At 71.3% G+C, this 19,079-nt stretch carries 15 protein-coding genes; 8 read left to right on the plus strand and 7 right to left on the minus strand.

What is annotated here, in order from left to right:
• The first annotated feature begins 4 nt into the window (after window positions 1-4).
• From nuoH to recQ, 8 genes are all read left to right on the plus strand, one after another.
• Window positions 5-1,414 (plus strand): NADH-quinone oxidoreductase subunit NuoH, encoded by a 1,410-nt coding sequence (gene nuoH / locus C1N81_RS26835; RefSeq protein ID WP_394438253.1) that lies wholly within the window; start codon window positions 5-7, stop codon window positions 1,412-1,414.
• Entirely contained in the window at window positions 1,407-2,060 is a 654-nt protein-coding gene (gene nuoI, locus C1N81_RS26840) for an NADH-quinone oxidoreductase subunit NuoI (RefSeq protein ID WP_394433282.1), read from the plus strand. Before nuoH ends, nuoI begins: the two co-directional genes overlap by 8 nt.
• Window positions 2,060-2,869 carry an NADH-quinone oxidoreductase subunit J gene (locus C1N81_RS26845; RefSeq protein ID WP_394433284.1) on the plus strand — a complete coding sequence of 270 codons (810 nt, stop codon included), beginning with the start codon at window positions 2,060-2,062 and terminating at the stop codon, window positions 2,867-2,869. The genes nuoI and C1N81_RS26845 overlap by 1 nt, the downstream gene beginning before the upstream one ends.
• The gene (gene nuoK, locus C1N81_RS26850; protein WP_111663767.1) at window positions 2,866-3,165 is read left to right on the plus strand and encodes an NADH-quinone oxidoreductase subunit NuoK; all 300 of its coding nucleotides are present in this window, start codon (window positions 2,866-2,868) and stop codon (window positions 3,163-3,165) included. The genes C1N81_RS26845 and nuoK overlap by 4 nt, the downstream gene beginning before the upstream one ends.
• A gap of 15 nt (window positions 3,166-3,180) precedes the next feature.
• Entirely contained in the window at window positions 3,181-5,133 is a 1,953-nt protein-coding gene (gene nuoL / locus C1N81_RS26855; protein ID WP_394433286.1) for an NADH-quinone oxidoreductase subunit L, read from the plus strand.
• Window positions 5,134-5,138: 5 nt separating this feature from the next.
• On the plus strand, window positions 5,139-6,734 hold the full coding sequence (locus tag C1N81_RS26860; protein ID WP_394433288.1) for an NADH-quinone oxidoreductase subunit M: 1,596 nt from the start codon (window positions 5,139-5,141) through the stop codon (window positions 6,732-6,734).
• Window positions 6,731-8,380, plus strand: a complete 1,650-nt coding sequence (gene nuoN / locus C1N81_RS26865) for an NADH-quinone oxidoreductase subunit NuoN (RefSeq protein ID WP_394433290.1) — start codon at window positions 6,731-6,733, stop codon at window positions 8,378-8,380. Before C1N81_RS26860 ends, nuoN begins: the two co-directional genes overlap by 4 nt.
• 146 nt (window positions 8,381-8,526) lie before the next feature.
• Window positions 8,527-10,488 (plus strand): DNA helicase RecQ, encoded by a 1,962-nt coding sequence (gene recQ / locus C1N81_RS26870; protein WP_394433292.1) that lies wholly within the window; start codon window positions 8,527-8,529, stop codon window positions 10,486-10,488.
• Window positions 10,489-10,746: 258 nt separating this feature from the next.
• On the opposite strand, the gene C1N81_RS26875 is transcribed toward recQ, so the two are convergent.
• The 7 genes from C1N81_RS26875 to fahA form a co-directional block, all read right to left on the minus strand.
• Window positions 10,747-13,452, minus strand: coding sequence for a fumarate reductase/succinate dehydrogenase flavoprotein subunit (locus tag C1N81_RS26875; RefSeq protein WP_394438255.1), 2,706 nt, complete (start codon window positions 13,450-13,452; stop codon window positions 10,747-10,749).
• A gap of 23 nt (window positions 13,453-13,475) precedes the next feature.
• Complete coding sequence (locus C1N81_RS26880) at window positions 13,476-14,297, minus strand: ABC transporter ATP-binding protein (protein ID WP_394433294.1); 822 nt, start codon at window positions 14,295-14,297, stop codon at window positions 13,476-13,478.
• Complete coding sequence (locus tag C1N81_RS26885; RefSeq protein ID WP_394433296.1) at window positions 14,278-15,111, minus strand: ABC transporter permease; 834 nt, start codon at window positions 15,109-15,111, stop codon at window positions 14,278-14,280. Before C1N81_RS26885 ends, C1N81_RS26880 begins: the two co-directional genes overlap by 20 nt.
• A complete protein-coding gene (locus tag C1N81_RS26890) occupies window positions 15,108-16,499 on the minus strand; it encodes an ABC transporter substrate-binding protein (protein WP_394433298.1) in 1,392 nt (463 codons plus the stop codon). The genes C1N81_RS26885 and C1N81_RS26890 overlap by 4 nt, the downstream gene beginning before the upstream one ends.
• Window positions 16,500-16,514: 15 nt before the next feature.
• Entirely contained in the window at window positions 16,515-16,742 is a 228-nt protein-coding gene (locus C1N81_RS26895; protein WP_394433300.1) for a 4Fe-4S dicluster domain-containing protein, read from the minus strand.
• Between the two features lie 45 nt (window positions 16,743-16,787).
• Window positions 16,788-17,573, minus strand: a complete 786-nt coding sequence (locus C1N81_RS26900) for a GntR family transcriptional regulator (RefSeq protein WP_394433302.1) — start codon at window positions 17,571-17,573, stop codon at window positions 16,788-16,790.
• A gap of 210 nt (window positions 17,574-17,783) precedes the next feature.
• Complete coding sequence (fahA, locus tag C1N81_RS26905) at window positions 17,784-19,034, minus strand: fumarylacetoacetase (RefSeq protein WP_394433304.1); 1,251 nt, start codon at window positions 19,032-19,034, stop codon at window positions 17,784-17,786.
• Window positions 19,035-19,079: the final 45 nt, after the last annotated feature.

Raw genomic sequence — 19,079 nt, forward strand, 5'->3', positions numbered from 1 at the left:
CGTCATGGCACTGAGCCCCATGGCACTGAGCCCCGCGGCATCGAGCCCGCTGGCCGCCGAGGACCTGTCCATGTTCGGCACCGACCCCTGGTGGCTGGTCGTCGTCAAGGCGGTGTTCTGCTTCGCCTTCCTGATGGTGACCGTGCTGTTCTCCATCGTGTGGGAGCGCAAGGTCGTCGCCTGGATGCAGCTGCGCATCGGCCCGAACCGGCACGGCCCCTGGGGCATGCTCCAGTCGCTCGCCGACGGCATCAAGCTGATGCTCAAGGAAGACGTCATCGTCAAGCGCGCGGACAAGGTCGTCTACGTCCTCGCGCCGGTCGTCGCCGCGATCCCCGCGTTCATGGCGATCGCCGTGATCCCGTTCGGCCCGTCGGGCAACGAGGTCTCGATCTTCGGCCACCGTACGGCGATGCAGCTCACCGACCTGCCGATCGCGATGCTCTACATCCTCGCGGTCGCCTCGGTCGGCATCTACGGCATCGTCCTCGCGGGCTGGTCCTCCGGATCGACGTACCCGCTCCTCGGGGGCTTGCGCTCCTGCGCGCAGATGATCTCCTACGAGATCGCGATGGGCGCCGCGTTCGCCTCGGTGTTCCTGTACTCGGGCTCGATGTCGACCTCGGAGATCGTCGCCCAGCAGCACGACCGCTGGTACATCGTGCTCCTGCCGGTCTCGTTCCTGATCTACATCGTGACGATGGTCGGCGAGACGAACCGCGCCCCGTTCGACATGCCGGAGTCCGAGGGCGACCTCGTCGGCGGCTTCAACACCGAGTACTCGTCGATCAAGTTCGCGATGTTCATGCTCGCCGAGTACGTGAACATGGTGACGGTCTCCGCGGTGTCCGTGACGCTCTTCCTGGGCGGCTGGCGCGCACCCTGGCCGGTCTCCACGTTCTGGGAGGGCGCGAACCACGGCTGGTGGCCGCTCCTCTGGTTCGTCGTCAAGGTGCAGTTGCTGCTGTTCTTCTTCATCTGGCTGCGCGGCACGCTGCCCCGCGTCCGCTACGACCAGCTGATGAAGCTCGGCTGGAAGGTCCTCATCCCGGTCTCCGTGGTGTGGCTGATGCTCGTCGCCACCGTGCGGACCCTGCACAACGAGAACTACGACTTCGCCGACATCGCCCTCTACATCGGCGGCGCCATCCTCGTGATCCTGCTGCTCTCGTTCGTGGTCGACATCTTCCGCGACCGGGGCGCGAAGCGGAGCGCGGAGGCCGAGGAGCCGGTCGCGTTCGACCCGATGGCGGGCGGGTTCCCGGTGCCGCCGCTGCCCGGACAGACCCTCCCACCCGTACCGCGTCGACGCCCGCGCCGTGAGCGCGAGTTGATTGTCAGTGGTGGGCCCGATACTGCGAGTGACGAATCACTCGGCGGATCTCGTGACGGAAAGGAGGCGTCCGATGGCTGACGAGCATGCGAACGAGAACGAGAAGGACACCGCGCCCGGGTTCATGAACCCCGTCGCCGGCTTCGGCGTGACCTTCAAGGCCATGTTCAAGAAGCGGCTGACCGAGCAGTACCCGGAGCAGAAGAAGACCACCGCTCCCCGCTTCCACGGCAGGCACCAGCTCAACCGCCATCCGGACGGCCTGGAGAAGTGCGTCGGCTGCGAGCTGTGCGCCTGGGCCTGCCCGGCGGACGCCATCTATGTGGAGGGCGCGGACAACACCGAGGAGGAGCGCTACTCCCCGGGCGAGCGCTACGGCCGCGTCTACCAGATCAACTACGCCCGCTGCATCCTGTGCGGCCTGTGCATCGAGGCGTGCCCCACGCGCGCGCTGACGATGACGAACGAGTTCGAGCTGGCCGACAGCAGCCGCGCCAACCTCATCTACACCAAGGAGCAACTGCTCGCCGGTCTGGAGGAGGGCATGGTCGACTCGCCGCACTCGATCTTCCCCGGCACGGACGAGCAGGACTACTACCGGGGTCTGGTCACCGAGGCGGCGCCCGGCACCGAGCGCCAGGTCGCCGTCAGCAAGGGCGAGACGCCCCAGGAGGCGGCCAGTACGTTCGGTGAGGACGAGCCCGCGTCGGAGCAGGTGATCCGGTGATGACGCAGCTCGCCGCTTATTCGACCTCCACCGGCGAGGCCTTCCAGTTCTGGGTCCTCGGCACGGTCGCCGTCATCGGCGCGCTGTGCACGATCCTGATGAAGAAGGCCGTGCACAGCGCCCTGTGCCTCGCCGGAACCATGATCATCCTCGCGGTCTTCTACCTGGCCAACGGGGCGTACTTCCTGGGCATCGTGCAGATCGTCGTCTACACCGGCGCGATCATGATGCTGTTCCTCTTCGTCGTCATGCTCGTCGGTGTCACCGCCGCGGACTCCCTCAAGGAGACCGTCAAGGGGCAGCGCTGGCTGGCCGCCCTGTGCGGGCTCGGCTTCGGCGTCCTCTTGATCGCGGGCATCGCCAACGCCTCGCTCACGCACTTCAACGGCGTGGGCAAGGCGAACGCGGGCGGCAATGTGGAGGGCCTCGCCACGGTCATCTTCACCAAGTACGTCTTCGCCTTCGAGATCACCGGCGCCCTCCTGATCACCGCCGCGGTCGGCGCCATGGTGCTCACGCACCGCGAGCGCACCGAGCGGGCCAAGACCCAGCGGGAGCTGTCCGAGCAGCGCATCCGCGACGGCAAGCACCTGCCGCCGCTGCCCGCCCCCGGCGTCTACGCCCGGCACAACGCGGTGGACATCGCGGGCCTGCTGCCCGACGGCACCCCGTCCGAGCTGACCGTCATGGGGACGCTGCGCGACCGCGGCCAGATCCGTGACGTCTCGGGCGAGGCGCTCAGCGACCTCAAGGCCCTGGAGCAGCGCTCGGCCGACCGCCTCGAGCGTTCAGAGGAGGCGACGAAGTGAACCCGGTCAACTACCTCTATCTCGCCTGCCTGTTGTTCACGATCGGCGCCACCGGCGTGCTCATCAGGCGGAACGCGATCGTCGTGTTCATGTGCATCGAGCTGATGCTGAACGCGTGCAACCTCGCGTTCGTCGCGTTCTCCCGGATGCACGGCAACCTCGACGGCCAGATCATCGCGTTCTTCACGATGGTCGTCGCCGCCGCGGAGGTCGTGGTCGGCCTCGCGATCATCGTGTCGCTGTTCCGTTCCCGCCACTCGGCCTCGGTCGACGACGCCAGCCTGATGAAGCTGTAAGGGGCCGCGAACCACATGAACGCAGAGAACCTGATCGCGCTGCTCGTAGCGGCGCCCCTGCTCGGAGCGGCCGTCCTGCTGTGCGGCGGCCGGGCCCTGGACCGGGTGGGCCACCTGCTCGGCACCCTGCTCGCGGCCGTCTCCTTCGTGATCGCCGCCGTGCTCTTCACCGACATGCTCGGCAAGGGCGCGGAGGACCGCACCCTCCACCAGCACCTGTTCAGCTGGATCCCCGTCGAGGGGTTCCAGGCCGACGTCGCCTTCCAGCTCGACCAGCTGTCCATGACGTTCGTCCTGCTGATCTCCGGCGTCGGCACGCTGATCCACCTGTACTCGATCGGCTACATGGAGCACGACGAGCGGCGCCGCCGCTTCTTCGGCTACCTGAACCTGTTCGTCGCGGCGATGCTCCTCCTCGTCATCGCCGACAACTACCTGCTCCTGTACGTCGGCTGGGAGGGCGTGGGCCTCGCCTCGTACCTCCTCATCGGCTTCTGGCAGCACAAGCCGAGCGCGGCCACCGCCGCGAAGAAGGCGTTCCTGGTCAACCGCGTCGGCGACATGGGCCTTTCGATCGCCATCATGCTGATGTTCACCACCTTCGGGACGTTCGCCTTCGGCCCTGTGCTCGGCAGCGTCGGTGACACCTCCGAGGGCAAGCTGACCGCGATCGGCCTGATGCTGCTGCTCGCCGCGTGCGGCAAGTCGGCGCAGGTCCCGCTCCAGTCCTGGCTCGGGGACGCGATGGAGGGCCCGACCCCGGTCTCGGCCCTCATCCACGCCGCGACCATGGTGACCGCGGGCGTGTACCTGATCGTCCGCTCCGGGGCGCTGTTCAACGCGGCGCCGGACGCGCAGTTGGTCGTCACCATCGTCGGCGCGGTCACGCTCCTCTTCGGTGCGATCGTCGGTTGCGCCAAGGACGACATCAAGAAGGCCCTCGCGGGCTCGACGATGTCGCAGATCGGCTACATGATCCTCGCCGCGGGCCTCGGCCCGATCGGCTACGTCTTCGCGATCATGCACCTGGTGACGCACGGCTTCTTCAAGGCCGGGCTCTTCCTCGGCGCCGGTTCGGTCATGCACGGCATGAACGACGAGGTCGACATGCGCAAGTACGGCGGCCTCAGGAAGTACATGCCGGTCACCTTCGTGACGTTCGGCCTCGGCTACCTCGCCATCATCGGCTTCCCGGGCCTGTCCGGCTTCTTCTCCAAGGACAAGATCATCGAGGCGGCCTTCGCCAAGGGCGGCACGGAGGGCTGGATCCTCGGCTCCGTCGCCCTGCTGGGCGCGGCCATCACCGCGTTCTACATGACCCGCGTGATGATCATGACGTTCTTCGGTGAGGAGCGCTGGAAGAACCGCGCCACCGCCTCGCCGGAGCAGCCCGGCGCCGAGCCCGCCGCCGAGACGCGCGGCGCGCACGACGAGCCGCATCCGCACGAGTCGCCCTCGTCCATGACGATCCCGATGATCCTGCTGGCCGTCGGCTCGGTCTTCGCGGGCGGCTTCTTCTCCATCGGCGACCGCTTCCTGCACTGGCTGGAGCCGGTCACCGGGCACTCCCACGGGCACGCGCCGATCAGCGCGGGCGTCGTCACGGGCGCCACCATGGTGTGCCTCGTCATCGGCGTCGGCGTCGCCTGGCTCCAGTACGGGCGCAAGGAGGTGCCGGTGGTCGCCCCGCGCGGCTCGCTGCTCACCCGGGCGGCCCGCCGGGACCTGCTCCAGGACGACTTCAACCACGTCGTCCTCGTCCGCGGCGGCGAGCACCTCACGCGCTCGCTCGTCTACGTCGACCACACCCTGGTCGACGGGGTGGTCAACGGGACGGCGGCGTCGGTGGGCGGCCTCTCGGGCCGGCTGCGCAAGCTCCAGAACGGCTACGTGCGCTCGTACGCCGTCTCGATGTTCGGCGGTGCGGCGGTCATCACCGCCGTGACCCTGCTGATGAGGGCGGTCTGATACCGATGTCCTTTCCTCTGCTGACAGCGACGGCGGTGCTCCCGGCCGTGGGCGCGATCGCCACGGCCGCCGTGCCGGCGAAACAGCGCACCGCGGCCAAGTGGCTCGCCCTGCTCGTCTCCCTCGGGACGCTCGTCCTCGCGGCGTTCGTCGCGGTCCGGTTCGACCCGGACGGCGGCCGCTACCAACTGACCGAATCGCACGCGTGGATCGCCGACATCGGCGTCCGCTACGAACTGGGCGTGGACGGCATCGGGGTGGCGCTGGTCGCCCTGACCGCGCTGCTCATCCCGTTCGTGATCCTCGCCGGGTGGCACGACGCGGACCCGCAGGAGACGGGGGCCGAGTCCCGCAGCGTCGCCGCGGGCCGGTGGCGTCCGACGCAGGGCTTCTTCGCCCTGATCCTCCTGGTCGAGGCGATGGTGATCATCTCCTTCGAGGCCACGGACGTCTTTCTCTTCTACATCTTCTTCGAAGCCATGCTCATCCCGATGTACTTCCTCATCGGCGGCTTCGGCGACCGCGCGGGCCCGCACGGCGAGAAGGAGGCGGCGACCCAGCGCTCGTACGCGGCGGTCAAGTTCCTCCTCTACAACCTGGTCGGCGGCCTGATCATGCTGGCGGCCGTCATCGGCCTCTACGTGGTCGCGGGGAACTTCTCGCTCCAGGAGATCGCCGAGGCGCGGGCGAACGGTTCGCTCGACATGGCGACCACCACCGAACGCTGGCTCTTCCTCGGCTTCTTCTTCGCCTTCGCGGTGAAGGCCCCGCTGTGGCCGCTGCACACCTGGCTGCCGAACGCGATGGGCGAGGCCACGGCCCCGGTCGCCGTGCTGATCACGGCGGTGGTCGACAAGGTCGGCACGTTCGCGATGCTCCGCTTCTGCCTCCAGCTCTTCCCGGAGGCGAGCAAGTGGGCGACGCCGGTCATCCTGGTGCTCGCCCTGATCAGCATCGTCTACGGGGCCCTGCTCGCGGTCGGCCAGCGCGACATCAAGCGCCTGGTCGCGTACGCGTCGATCTCGCACTTCGGCTTCATCATCATGGGCATCTTCGCGATGACCAGCCAGGGCCAGTCCGGCGCGACGCTCTACATGGTCAACCACGGCATCTCGACGGCGGCGCTGATGCTCGTCGCCGGGTTCCTGATCTCGCGGCGCGGCTCGCGGCTCATCGCGGACTACGGCGGCGTGCAGAAGGTCGCCCCGGTCCTCGCGGGCACGTTCCTGATCGGCGGCCTCGCGACGCTCTCGCTGCCGGGGCTCGCCCCGTTCGTGAGCGAGTTCCTCGTCCTGGTCGGCACGTTCTCGCGCTACCCGGTCATCGGCATCATCGCCACCGTCGGCATCGTCCTGGCCGCGCTCTACACGCTGGTGCTCTACCAGCGCACGATGACCGGGCCGGTGAAGCCGTCGACCGAGGGCATCGCGGACCTGCGCGTGCGTGAGCTGGCGGTGGTCGTCCCGCTGATCGCCGTACTGATCTTCCTCGGTGTCTATCCGAAGCCGCTCACCGAGCTGGTGAACCCGGCGGTCAAGCACACCATGTCCGACGTCCAGAAGAAGGACCCGAAGCCGGAAGTGGAGGCGGCCCACAAGTGAGCGCATCTGCCGTCCACAGCCTGTGGACAACTGCCGCCGATCCAATCTCCAAGATCGACGCACCGAAGATCGAGTACGGGCAATTGTCCCCGACCTTGATCGTCATCGGTGCCGCCGTCCTGGGGGTCCTGGTCGAGGCGTTCGTGCCCCGCAAGTCCCGTTACTACGTGCAGGTGTTCCTGTCGGTCGTCGCGCTCGCCGCCGCCTTCGCGGCCGTCGTGGCGCTCGCGGCCGGCGGGTACGGCACCACCAAGGCGCACATCGCGGCCATGGGCGCGATCGCCGTCGACGGCCCGGCCCTCTTCCTGCAGGGCACCATCCTGCTCGCGGGCATCGTCGCGGTCTTCACCTTCGCCGAGCGGCGGCTCGACCCGGAGGCGCACGGCAACCGCGTCGACTCCTTCGCCGCGCAGGCCGCCTCCGTGCCGGGCAGCGACAGCGAGAAAGCCGCGGTCAAGGCGGGCTTCACGACCACCGAGGTCTTCCCGCTGGTGCTCTTCGCGATCGGCGGCATGCTGGTCTTCCCGGCGGCCAACGACCTCCTGACGCTCTTCATCGCCCTGGAGGTCTTCTCCCTCCCGCTGTACCTGCTGTGCGCCGTGGCCCGCCGCAAGCGGCTCATGTCGCAGGAGGCCGCCGTCAAGTACTTCCTGCTCGGCGCCTTCGCCTCGGCCTTCACCCTGTTCGGCATCGCGCTCCTGTACGGCTACGCGGGCTCCGTCTCGTACGCCACCATCGCGAGCGTCGCCGACGGCTCGGTGACCGACATCGACCCGGCGCTCGCCGACACCATGGGCAATGACGCGCTGCTGCTCATCGGCATGGCGCTCGTCGTCATGGGCCTGCTCTTCAAGGTCGGCGCCGTGCCCTTCCACATGTGGACGCCGGACGTCTACCAGGGCGCCCCGACCCCGGTCACCGGGTTCATGGCGGCGGCCACCAAGGTCGCCGCGTTCGGCGCGCTCCTGCGCCTGCTCTACGTGGTCCTGCCCGGACTGCGCTGGGACTGGCGGCCGGTCATGTGGGCCGTCGCCATCGTCACGATGCTGGCCGGCGCGATCGTCGCGATCACGCAGACCGACATCAAGCGGCTTCTGGCGTACTCGTCGATCGCGCACGCCGGGTTCATCCTCGCGGGTGTCATCGCGACCACCCCGGACGGCGTCTCGTCGGTCCTCTTCTACCTGGGCGCGTACTCCTTCGTCACGATCGGTGCCTTCGCCGTGGTGACGCTGGTGCGCGACGCGGGCGGCGAGGCGACGCACCTGTCCAAGTGGGCGGGGCTCGGCCGCCGCTCCCCGCTGGTCGCGGCCGTCTTCGCGGTCTTCCTGCTCGCCTTCGCAGGCATCCCGCTGACCTCCGGGTTCGCGGGGAAGTTCGCCGTGTTCAAGGCGGCGGCGGAGGGCGGCGCGGGCGCGCTCGTCGTGGTCGGTGTGGTGTCGTCGGCGATCGCCGCGTTCTTCTACATCCGGGTGATCGTCGTCATGTTCTTCAGCGAGCCGAAGGCGGACGGGCCGACCGTGGCCGTGCCGTCGCCGCTGACCATGACGACGATCGCGGTGGGCGTCGCGGTCACCGTCGTGCTCGGCCTCGCGCCGCAGTACTTCCTGGACCTGGCGAGCCAGGCGGGGGTCTTCGTGCGGTAGCGACAGCCGCTTCTCGAAGCGCCCGGCGTCCCTCACGAGGGGTGCCGGGCGCTTCGCCGTCCCGAGCCTGTGGATAACTTCGTGGGCTGTCGGCCCGGACCCCTATGGTTGCTGAGGTGGTCGACACGATGGACGGGACTGAGGGTATGAGCGAGATGACCGAGAGCGAGGCGCTGGCCACGCTGCACCGCGTCTTCGGGTACGACGCGTTCCGCGGCGAGCAGGAAGCGGTCATCGAGCACGTGGTCGGTGGCGGGGACGCCGTCGTCCTCATGCCGACCGGCGGCGGCAAATCCCTCTGCTACCAGATCCCGGCCCTGGTCAGACCAGGTACGGGCGTCGTCGTCTCGCCGCTGATCGCGCTCATGCAGGACCAGGTGGACGCGCTGCGGGCGCTCGGTGTGCGCGCCGGGTTCATGAACTCGACGCAGGACTTCGACGAGCGGCGCACCGTCGAGGCCGAGTTCCTCGCGGGTGAGCTGGACGTCATCTATCTGGCGCCCGAGCGGCTGCGGCTCGACTCCACCCTCGACCTGCTCTCGCGCGGCAAGATCTCCGTCTTCGCCATCGACGAGGCGCACTGCGTGGCCCAGTGGGGGCACGACTTCCGCCCCGACTACCTGGCGCTCTCCGTCCTCGGACAGCGCTGGCCCGACGTGCCGCGCATCGCGCTGACCGCGACGGCGACGCACGCGACGCACCAGGAGATCACCCAGCGCCTGGGGATGCCCGACGCCAAGCACTTCGTCGCCAGCTTCGACCGGCCCAACATCCAGTACCGGATCGTCGGCAAGGCCGAACCGAAGAAGCAGCTCCTGACCTTCCTCAAGCAGGAGCACGAGGGCGACGCGGGCATCGTCTACTGCCTGTCGCGCAAGTCGGTCGAGGCGACCGCCGAGTTCCTCAGCAAGAACGGCATCGAGGCCGTGCCGTACCACGCGGGCCTCGACGCGGGCACGCGCCAGGCGCACCAGTCCCGGTTCCTGCGCGAGGAGGGCCTGGTCGTCTGCGCGACCATCGCGTTCGGCATGGGCATCGACAAGCCGGACGTCCGCTTCGTCGCCCACCTCGACCTGCCGAAGTCCGTCGAGGGCTACTACCAGGAGACCGGCCGCGCCGGGCGCGACGGGCTGCCGTCCACGGCATGGATGGCGTACGGGCTCCAGGACGTCGTCCAGCAGCGGAAACTGATCAACATGGGGGAGGGGGACGAGGCGTTCCGCCGCCGGGCCTCCTCCCACCTCGACGCGATGCTGGCGCTCTGCGAGACGGCCCAGTGCCGCAGGTCACAGCTGCTCCAGTACTTCGGCCAGGACCCGCAGGCGGCGGACTGCGGGAACTGCGACACCTGCCTCAGCCCGCCCGAGACCTGGGACGGCACGGTCGCCGCGCAGAAGATCCTCTCCACGGTGGTCCGGCTCGACCGGGAGCGGAGGCAGAAGTTCGGCGCGGGTCAGATCATCGACATCCTGCTCGGCCGGCGCACCGCGAAGGTCATCCAGTTCGACCACGACCAGCTCTCCGTCTTCGGCATCGGCGCGGACCTGAGCGAGGCCGAGTGGCGGGGCGTGGTGCGCCAGCTCCTCGCACAGGGACTCATCGCGGTCGAGGGCGAGTACGGGACGCTGGTGCTCACCGAGGAGAGCGCGAGCGTCCTTGGACGGCAGCGGGAGGTGCGGCTGCGCAAGGAGGCGCCGAGGCCCGCGGCGGCCCGGACGTCCTCGCGCGAGCGCAAGGCCAAGTCGCCCGCGGCCGACCTGCCGCAGGAGCTGATGCCGGTCTTCGAGGCGCTGCGCGCGTGGCGCGGCACGCAGGCGAAGGAGAACGGGGTCCCGGCGTACGTCATCTTCCACGACGCGACGCTCAAGGAGATCGCGCAGCAACGGCCCACGTCCCTGGCCCAGTTGGGCACGATCGGCGGGGTCGGCGAGAAGAAGCTGGCGACGTGGGGCGAGGGGGTCCTCGCGGTCCTGGCAGGGCTCGACGGCGCCGGCGACGGCCCGGCACCCGGCCCGGCCGCGGGGGCTGCGGGGCCGGACCCCGACGCGGACTTCGGGCCCGAGCCGGACTTCGGGCCCGAGCCGGAGCCCGAGGAGGTCGACTGGTGACCGGGGGCCGCGAGGACATGGTCGTGGTGCGGGGCCGGAACCAGGTCCGGCCCCGGCCCCGGCCCCGGGCCCGGACCCGGGCCTGCGATGCCGCGTCCCACGTACAGCTCGGACGCGGTGCCGCGTCCCACGTACAGCTCGGACGCGGTGCCGCGTCCCACGTACAGCTCGGACGCGGTGCCGCGTCCCACGTACAGCTCAGACTCGGGGCCGCGTCCCACGTACAGCTCAGACTCGGGGCCGCGTCCCGCGTACGTCTCAGACGCTGCGGGTCGCGTACGCCCTGACGTCCGCGTCCGAGTCCTTCGCGGCCGTCGCCAGGGCCGTCCGGGCGGACGGTGCGGTGGGGGCGTGACGGCGCAGGGCGAGGACGGCGGCCTTGCGGACGTCGGCGTTGGCGTCCGCCAGGGCATCGGCCAGTGCCTCGATCGCGGGGGCGGAGCCGGTGGCGGCGCCGAGCGCCGTGGCCGAGCCCGCGCGCACCTGCCAGGCCGGGTCGGAAAGGCCCGCGACGGCCGCCGCCTCGTACGGGGGCCGGCAGCCGACGCGGCCCAGCGTGGTGAAGGCCGCCGCGCGGACCAGGGCGTCCGGGTCGGCGAGGAGGGGTGCCAGGGCGCCGGGGGAGGCCAGGCCGCGGGCGACGGCCATGCGTACCTCGCGCGCCGGGTCGTCCACGGCCGAGGCCAGCACATCCAGGGCGTCGACGGAGACGAGGGCGCGTACGGCGGCGATGCGGACCTCGATGTCCGGGTCGCGCAGGAGGGGGCGATGGTCGGCGGCGCTGCCCAGGCGCAGGGCGCGCAGCGTGTCGAGGGCGGTGGCCCGCACCAGGGGGTCGTCGTGGGTGAGGCAGCCGAGGAGGGCGGCACTCAACTCGGGGGACGGGGGCAGGACTTCGACGAGTTCGCGCAGGGAGGCGCAGGCGGCGGCCCGTACCCCGGGCGTCCCGTCGCCGAGGGCAGCGGCGAGGGCGGGGCCGGTCCCGGCCGGGGCGGTCTCGGTGAGCGTGGCGATCGCCGCCCTCCGTACGGCGGGGTCGGGATCTGCCAAGTAGGGGGTGAGGTCGGCGAGTTCGGGGTCGCGTTCGGCGAGGGCGTTGAGTTCGAGGATGCGGGGCGAGTGGGAGACGGGGGTGGTGGTGCCGGGCGTGCGGTCCGTGGGGCGCGTGAGGGCGGCGGAGCCGATCGGGGCCACCTCGCGGGCGCCCGCCGTGGCGACCGGGAGCGGATGGACCTCGCCCAGGTGGCGGGAGGTGCCACCGGGCGGTGTGAGGCCGTCGACGGGGACGACGTAGGGATCGACGGGGCGCGCCGTGAACTCCATGGCGCCGACGGGGGACTTGTGGAGGTCGAGGTGGTGGAACCACTGGGCGTCGTCGCGCGCCGGATGGTCGGTGCGCTCGTGGTAGAGGCCCCAGCGCGACTCGGTGCGGGCGAGGGAGGAGCGGGCGGCCATCTCGGCGCAGTCGCGGATGAAGGAGACCTCGGCGCACCGCATCAACTCGTGCGGGGTGCGGGCGCCCATGGCGGCGATGTCGGCCCGCATACGGTCGAAGTGCTCGACGGCGAGGGAGAGCCGCGCGCCGGTCTTGGGCGGCGCCACGTAGTCGTTCACGAAGCGGCGCAGCTTGTACTCGACCTGGGGCTGCGGCGGGCCGTCCGGATGGCGCAGCGGGCGGTAGATCAGCTCGTGCGCCGCGCGCAGCTGGTCCGGCGGCAGTTCGCCCTCGTAGCAGGGGTACTGGGCGGCGTCGAGGCCCGCGAGGTCGCCGAAGACGAAGGCGCCGATCATGTAGTTGTGCGGGACGCAGGCCAGGTCACCGGCGGCGTAGAGGCGGGGCACGGTGGTCCGGGCGTGGGCGTCGACGCGGACGCCGGAGGCGGAGTGGCCGCCGCACAGGCCGATCTCGGAGATGTGCATCTCGATGTCGTGGGTGCGGTAGTCGTGGCCGCGGCCGGCGTGGAAGGTGGCGCGGGTGGGGCGTTCGGTGGTGTGCAGGATGGATTCGAGGGCGGTGACGGACTCCTCGGGGAGGTGGCTCAGTTTGAGGTAGACGGGGCCGCGGTCGGAGTCCACCTCGGCGGCGAACTCCGTCATCATCTGGCCGGACCAGTAGTCGGAGTCGACGAAGCGTTCGCCGTGCCGGTTGACCTGGTAGCCGCCGAAGGGGTTGGCGACGTAGGCGCAGGCCGGGCCGTTGTAGTCCTTGATCAGCGGGTTGATCTGGAAGCACTCGATGCCGGTGAGGGCGGCGCCCGCGTGGTAGGCCATGGCGTAGCCGTCACCGGCGTTGGTGGGGTTCTCGTAGGTGCCGTAGAGGTAGCCGCTGGCGGGCAGGCCGAGGCGGCCGCACGCGCCCGTGGCGAGGATGACGGCGCCCGCGCGGACGGCGACGAACCGGCCGGTGCGGGTGTTGAATCCGGCCGCGCCCACCGCACGGCCGTCGGCGGCGGTGAGGACGCGGACCGGCATGACCCGGTTCTCGATGCGGATCCGTTCGCGCATCTCGCGCCGCCGCAGCTGCCGGTACAGGACCTTCTTGACGTCCTTGCCCTCCGGCATGGGCAGCACGTAGGAGCCGGAGCGGTGCACCTGGCGGACCGCGTACTCGCCGTGCTCGTCCTTGTCGAACTTCACGCCGTACGACTCCAGGCGGCGCACCATGTCGAAGCCGCGGGTCGCCGTCTGGCGGACGGTGGACTGGTCGACGATGCCGTCGTTGGCGCGGGTGATCTCCGCGACGTAGTCGTCGGGTTCGGCGCGGCCGGGGATGACCGCGTTGTTGACGCCGTCCATGCCCATCGCAAGCGCGCCCGAGTGCCGGACGTGCGCCTTCTCCAGGAGCAGCACCCGCGCGCCCTGCTCGGCGGCGGTCAGCGCGGCCATGGTGCCCGCGGTGCCGCCGCCGATGACGAGGACGTCGCAGGACAGCTCCTCGGCGTCGGCGAGTGCGGGGATCTCCATGGTGGTCTGCACGGCGGGGCCTTTCACGAAAGCGGGGCTTCTTGGAGGGGGTGCGCGCCGAGCGCGGCCAGCACGGCGGCCCGCAGCTCCGTCGTCGCCGGGCTGTCGGCGGCGGCACGCACGCGCGGATGCGGCACGTCGTGGACGGCGGTGAGGCGGCTCGCGTCGAGCAGGGCGACGCGGTCGCCGAGGAAGAGGGCCTCGTCGATGTCGTGGGTGACGAAGACGACGCTCGCGCCGGTGTCCCGCCACACGTCGACGAGGAGGTCCTGCATCCCGGCCCTGGTGCGGGCGTCGAGCGCACCGAACGGCTCGTCCATGAGGACGGCACGGGGCGCGCCCGCGAGGGCCCTGGCGAGCTGGACGCGCTGGCGCTGCCCGCCGGAGACCTGGTGCGGGAGGCGGCGTCCGAGGCCGTCGAGTCCGACGCGGGTCAGCCAGTGGGCGGCGCGGGCGCGGCGTTCGGCGCGGCCCGTTCCCGCGACGGCGAGGGGGAGTTCGACGTTGGCGCGCAGGGTGCGCCAGGGGAGGGTGGCGTCCTCCTGGAAGACGAGGGCGCGTTCGGCACCGGGCCCGCGCACCGGGGCGCCGTCCACGGTGATCTCCCCCGAGAGGGGCGGGAGGAGCCCGGCGAGGGTGCGCAGCAGGGTCGACTTGCCGCAGCCCGAGGGACCGACGACGGTCAGCACCTGTCCGGGCGGCACCTCCACCGAGACCCCGTCGAGCACGGCGGCGCCGGGCCGCCCGAGGGAGACGTCCCGCAGGACGATGTGGGTGCCGGTGGCCTCCGGCGGGGCGGGGGTACCCACGGGCGCGGCCCCCGGGTCAGACGGTCTGCGGCGCATGGCTCACCGGGTCCTTTCCGCGGGCGGAGGCGCTGGAGGTGCGGCCGGGCAGCCAGTGCGTCAGGCGGCGGCCGGCCAGTTCGACGGCGGTGGAGGTGGCCCAGCCGAGGGCGCCGATGGTGGCCATGCCGACGAAGACACCGGGGTAGTCGACGACCGTGTAGTCCTGCCAGGTCCGGTAGCCGACGCCGTACTCGCCGGAGATCATCTCCGCCGAGATGACACAGATCCAGGAGACGCCGACCCCGACGGACAGGCCCCCGAGGATGCCGGGCAGCGCGCCCGGCAGGACCACGGAGCGCAGGACCCGCAGGCGGCTCGCGCCCATGGTGCGCACGGCCTCCTCCCAGACGGGGTTCGACGCCCGTACGGCGTGCCGCGTGGCGACGAGGACGGGGAAGAAGGCGGCGACGCCGGTGATGAACACGATGCCCTGCTCATTGCTGGGGAACAGCAGGATCGCGACGGGCACGAGCGCGATCGCCGGGACCGGCCGGACCACTTCGAGCAGCGGCCCGAGCAGATCCTCGGCAAGGCGCGAGCGGGCCACGGCCGTGCCGGCGGCGACCCCGGCGAGGGCGGCGAGCACGAAGCCCGTCGCGATCCGCCGTAGGCTGTCCGTCACGTCCTGCCAGTAGGCGCCGGTGCCGAGCCGGTCCCCGAAGGCCCGCGCCACGTCGGTGACGGTCGGGAACTGCGAGAAGCGCAGCCACAGATCGACGTCCCGCGCGGTCAGCAGCTGCCATACGGCGAGCGCGGCGGCCAGGGAGGCGAGGCGCAGCGCGTACCGGGCCGGTCGTCCGTACCGCCTCATGACGCGGCCCGCCGCAGGGCGTCCGCGTACGAGTCGAGCAGGGCGGCACCGGGATGAGCGGCCAGGTACGTCCGCGCCCCCGCGCCCGTGACGAACGGCAGCAGGGCGGAGCCGTCGGCGACCCACACCGCCCGGTCGGCGAACCAGAGGGTGCCGGTGCGGGTGTCGGGCACGTAGGCGGCGCGTACGGACTTCGCGTGCGTGGACACGTGGCGCAGCAGCTCCGTCGGCGAGCCGAAGGTCCGCGTCTCGGTCGCGCCCTTCTCCCACACCTCGGGGCGCGGTCGGGGCGCCGTGGCGGAGAGCAGCTCGGTGTACGGGGCGGAGCCCAGGGCGCGGCGCGCGTAGCGGTCGTCGACGAACGAGTCCACGTCCACGTCGCCGACGAGTTTCGCCGCCTTCAGGATCGGCACGTCCTTCTTCAGGGCGGCGACGAGGCGCGGCTTGAGGGACGGGTCGAAGGTGGCGATGCCCTGGGCGCCGTTGTAGAGCAGGACGACCTCGGCCGGGAGCCCCGTCGCCCGCGCGACCTTCTCGGCCGCGGGCACCGGATGCTCGTTCAGGTAGTCCGTCGCGTTCTTCTGCGCCCGCAGGAACGCCTCCAGGACGGCGGGCCGCTCCTCGGCGAAGTCCTCGCGGGCGGTGACGCCGTGGAAGGTGGGCAGGTTCAGCTCGGCGCCGTCGTACAGCGCCTTCGCCTTGCCCTGGTGGGCGAGCAGACCGGGCCACGCCACGAACTGCGACAGCGCGTCGGCGCTGCCCGCCGACAGCGCCGAGGCACCCACGGCGGGCTGCTGGTTGAGCTTGCGGATGTCCTTGTCGGGATCGAGCCCCGCACGCCGCAAAGCCCGTACGAGGGTGCCGTCCGCGGCCGAACCGATGCTGGTGGAGACCTTCTTGCCGCGCAGGTCGGCCAGGTCCTCCAGAGGCGAGTCCGGCGCGGTGACGACGGTGTTGAGGCCGCCGCGCAGGTTGTACCCGGTGACCGAGACGAGCTTGGTCGGGCGGCCGAGCTGCTTGCCGCGGGCCGCGTTGAGCAGCAGCGGGAAGTCCCCCATCGAGCCGATGTCGATCTTTCCGGCGGTCATCTGGGCGGTGATCGGGGCGCCCGTCGCGTAGTCCTCCCACTTCACCTTGTAGGTGCGGCCGTCCTTGGCGCCGAGCGTCCTCAGCTCGCGTTCGAACGAGCCGAGGGAGCGGAGCAGCGTGCCCGCCGTGACCGTGTTGATGGTTTTCGACTGGTAGCCGACGGTCACGGTGACCGTCCTGCCGTCGCCCGCCGACGCGGAGCCGCCGCAGGCGGTCAGCGGGGAGAGCAGCGCGAGCGCGGCCGCGGCGACGACCGCGCGCCGTTCAACTACGGGACGTTTCGTGCGGGTTCGGGTCATGGGGGTTCGGGCCTCTCACCGGAGCAGATAGGGCATGTTGACCGTGACGGCTCCGGTGGGACAGCGGGCCGCGCACGGGCCGCAGTACCAGCACTCGTCGACGTGCATGTAGGCCTTGCCGCTGTCCTCGTGGATGGCGAGGGAGTCGAGGGGGCACATGTCGACGCAGAGCGTGCAGCCGTCGATGCACTTCGACTCGTCGATGGTCACGGGCACGTCGGCCCGCTGGGGCGCCAAGGGCATGGCTGTCTCCAGGAAGGTACGAGCGGGGGTACGAGCGGGAGAGGGCTACCGGGCGCGGCGCAGCTGGCCGCTCATCGTGATGCGGTCGCCGCGGAAGCGGATGAACTCCAGGTCGACGGGGCGCCCGTCGGCCAGATGGGTCAGGCGCTCCAGCATCAGCACGGCGGCGCCGCGCGGTGCCTGCAGGACGCCGGCGGAGTGCGCGTCGGCGGTGACGGCCTCAAGTGTGATGTCGGCGTGGCCGAGCGGCTGCCCGGTGATGGTCTCCAGGAGCCGGAAGACGTCCGTGTTCTCCAGGTCGGCGGCGAGCAGCTCGACGCCGATGTCGAGCGGCACGTAGGTGAGGTCGAGGGAGAGCGGCAGGCCGCCGAGGCGGCGCAGCCGCTCCACGTAGAGGACCTCGGAGCCGGGCGCCAGGCCGAGGCGTTCGGCGACCGGGGCGGGTGCGGTGACCGTACTGGCGCTGCGCACCTCGTTGGTGACCCGGCCGTGTTCGTGCAGGGTCTCCGCGAGGCCCATCAGCCGGTCGAGGCCGTGCGGGTACTTCTTCTGGGCGCAGACGGTCGTGCCGACGCCGGGCTGCCGTGCCACGAGCCCCTCCGCGCACAGCAGCGCGAACGCCTGCCGGACGGTGTTGCGCGAGGCGCGGTAGTCGGCGCCGATGCTCTCCTCGTGCGGCAGGACGCCGTCGGGGAAGCGGCCCGCGAGGATCTGCTGCCGGAGCAGGTCGGCGAGTTGCCGGGCCTGGTCGGCGCGCAGCCGCCGGCGGCGGGCGGCGACGGTGGTCGCCCCGGCCCCGGTGGAGTCTCGTACGCGGTCTGCGGCGGGCATGGCAGGGACGATAGCCGTGGTCGGGGCCGGGTGGTGTTGCTGTTGTGTTGCGCCACCAATTGCCCCCGGCGGAGGGGCTGTGAGCTGCGGGGTTCGGGCGCGGGTGGGGTTGTTGTGCCACCCGCGCCCGCGCCGCTGTGCGCCGTTGGGGGTGCGGTGCGTTTGCGGGTTGCTCGTTCGTGGTGGTCGCTCGCGCGGTTCCCCGCGTCCCTAGGGGGCCACGACCCTGCCTGTTACTTCGCCGAGGGCCACCTTCGTGCCGTTCGGGCCCGGGGCCCAGGCCGTCAGGGTCACCTCGTCGCCGTCCTCCAGGAAGCCCCGTTTGCCGTCGGGGAGTTCGAGGGGCCGCTGACCGTTCCAGGTCATCTCGATGAGGGAGCCGCGCTCCCGTTCGCCGGGGCCGCTGATGGTGCCGGAGCCGTAGAGGTCGCCGGTGCGCAGCGAAGCCCCGTTGACCGTCATGTGGGCGAGCATCTGGGCGCCCGTCCAGTACATGCCGGAGAACGGGGGCTCGGAGATGGTGTGGCCGTTCAGGGAGACCGTGATGCGCAGGTCGTAACCGGCGGGGGCGAGGGACGGGCCGGCGTCGTCCAGGTAGGGCAGGAGCGGGACCGTGCGCGGCGGCGCGGGCACCCGCGCCTCGTCCAGCGCGTCGAGCGGAGTGATCCACGCGGAGATCGACGTCGCGAAGGACTTGCCCAGGTGCGGGCCGAGCGGCACCGTCTCCCAGGACTGGATGTCACGCGCCGACCAGTCGTTGAGCAGGCAGATGCCGAAGACGTGGTCGCGGTAGGCGGACAGCGGCACGGCGGTGCCCCGCGCGGAGGGGACCCCGACCACGTAGCCGACCTCCGTCTCGATGTCGAGGCGGACCGACGGGCCGAAGACCGGGGCCGGATCGGCCGGGCCCTTGCGCTGGCCGGACGGGCGTACGACATCCGTCCCCGAGACGACGACCGTGCCGGCGCGGCCGTGATAACCCACCGGCAGATGCTTCCAGTTGGGCTTCAGCGGCTCCTCGTCGGGGCGGAAGAGGCGGCCGAGGTTCGAGGCGTGGTGCTCGGAGGCGTAGAAGTCGACGTAGTCCGCGACCTCGAACGGCAGGTGCAGATCGACCTCGGAGAGGGGGCGCAGGAAGGGCAGGACGGTGGCGCGGTGCGCGGGCTCCGTCACCCAGGAGATCAGCGCGGCGCGCACCTCGGACCAGACGGCGCGGCCCGCCGCCAGGAGCGGGTTGAGCGTCGGCGCCGCCAGGAGCGCGGCGTGCGGGAAGCCGAACGCCGCGGCCGCCGCGCCCGCGTCCAGGACGTGGTCGCCGACGCGGACGCCGACGCGGCGCCCACCGGCAGCCCCGTCCGGGCCGGCGGAGAAGACTCCGTAGGGGAGGTTGTGCGGGCCGAAGGGGTCGCCCTCGGGGAGGTCGAGCGGGGTGTGCTCGGACGTGCCAGCCATGCCGGTCATGCCTGCTTTCCTCACTTTCCATCGCGTGCGGCTCACGTTACGGGG

The sequence above is a fragment of the Streptomyces sp. SGAir0957 genome, assembly GCF_043523415.1.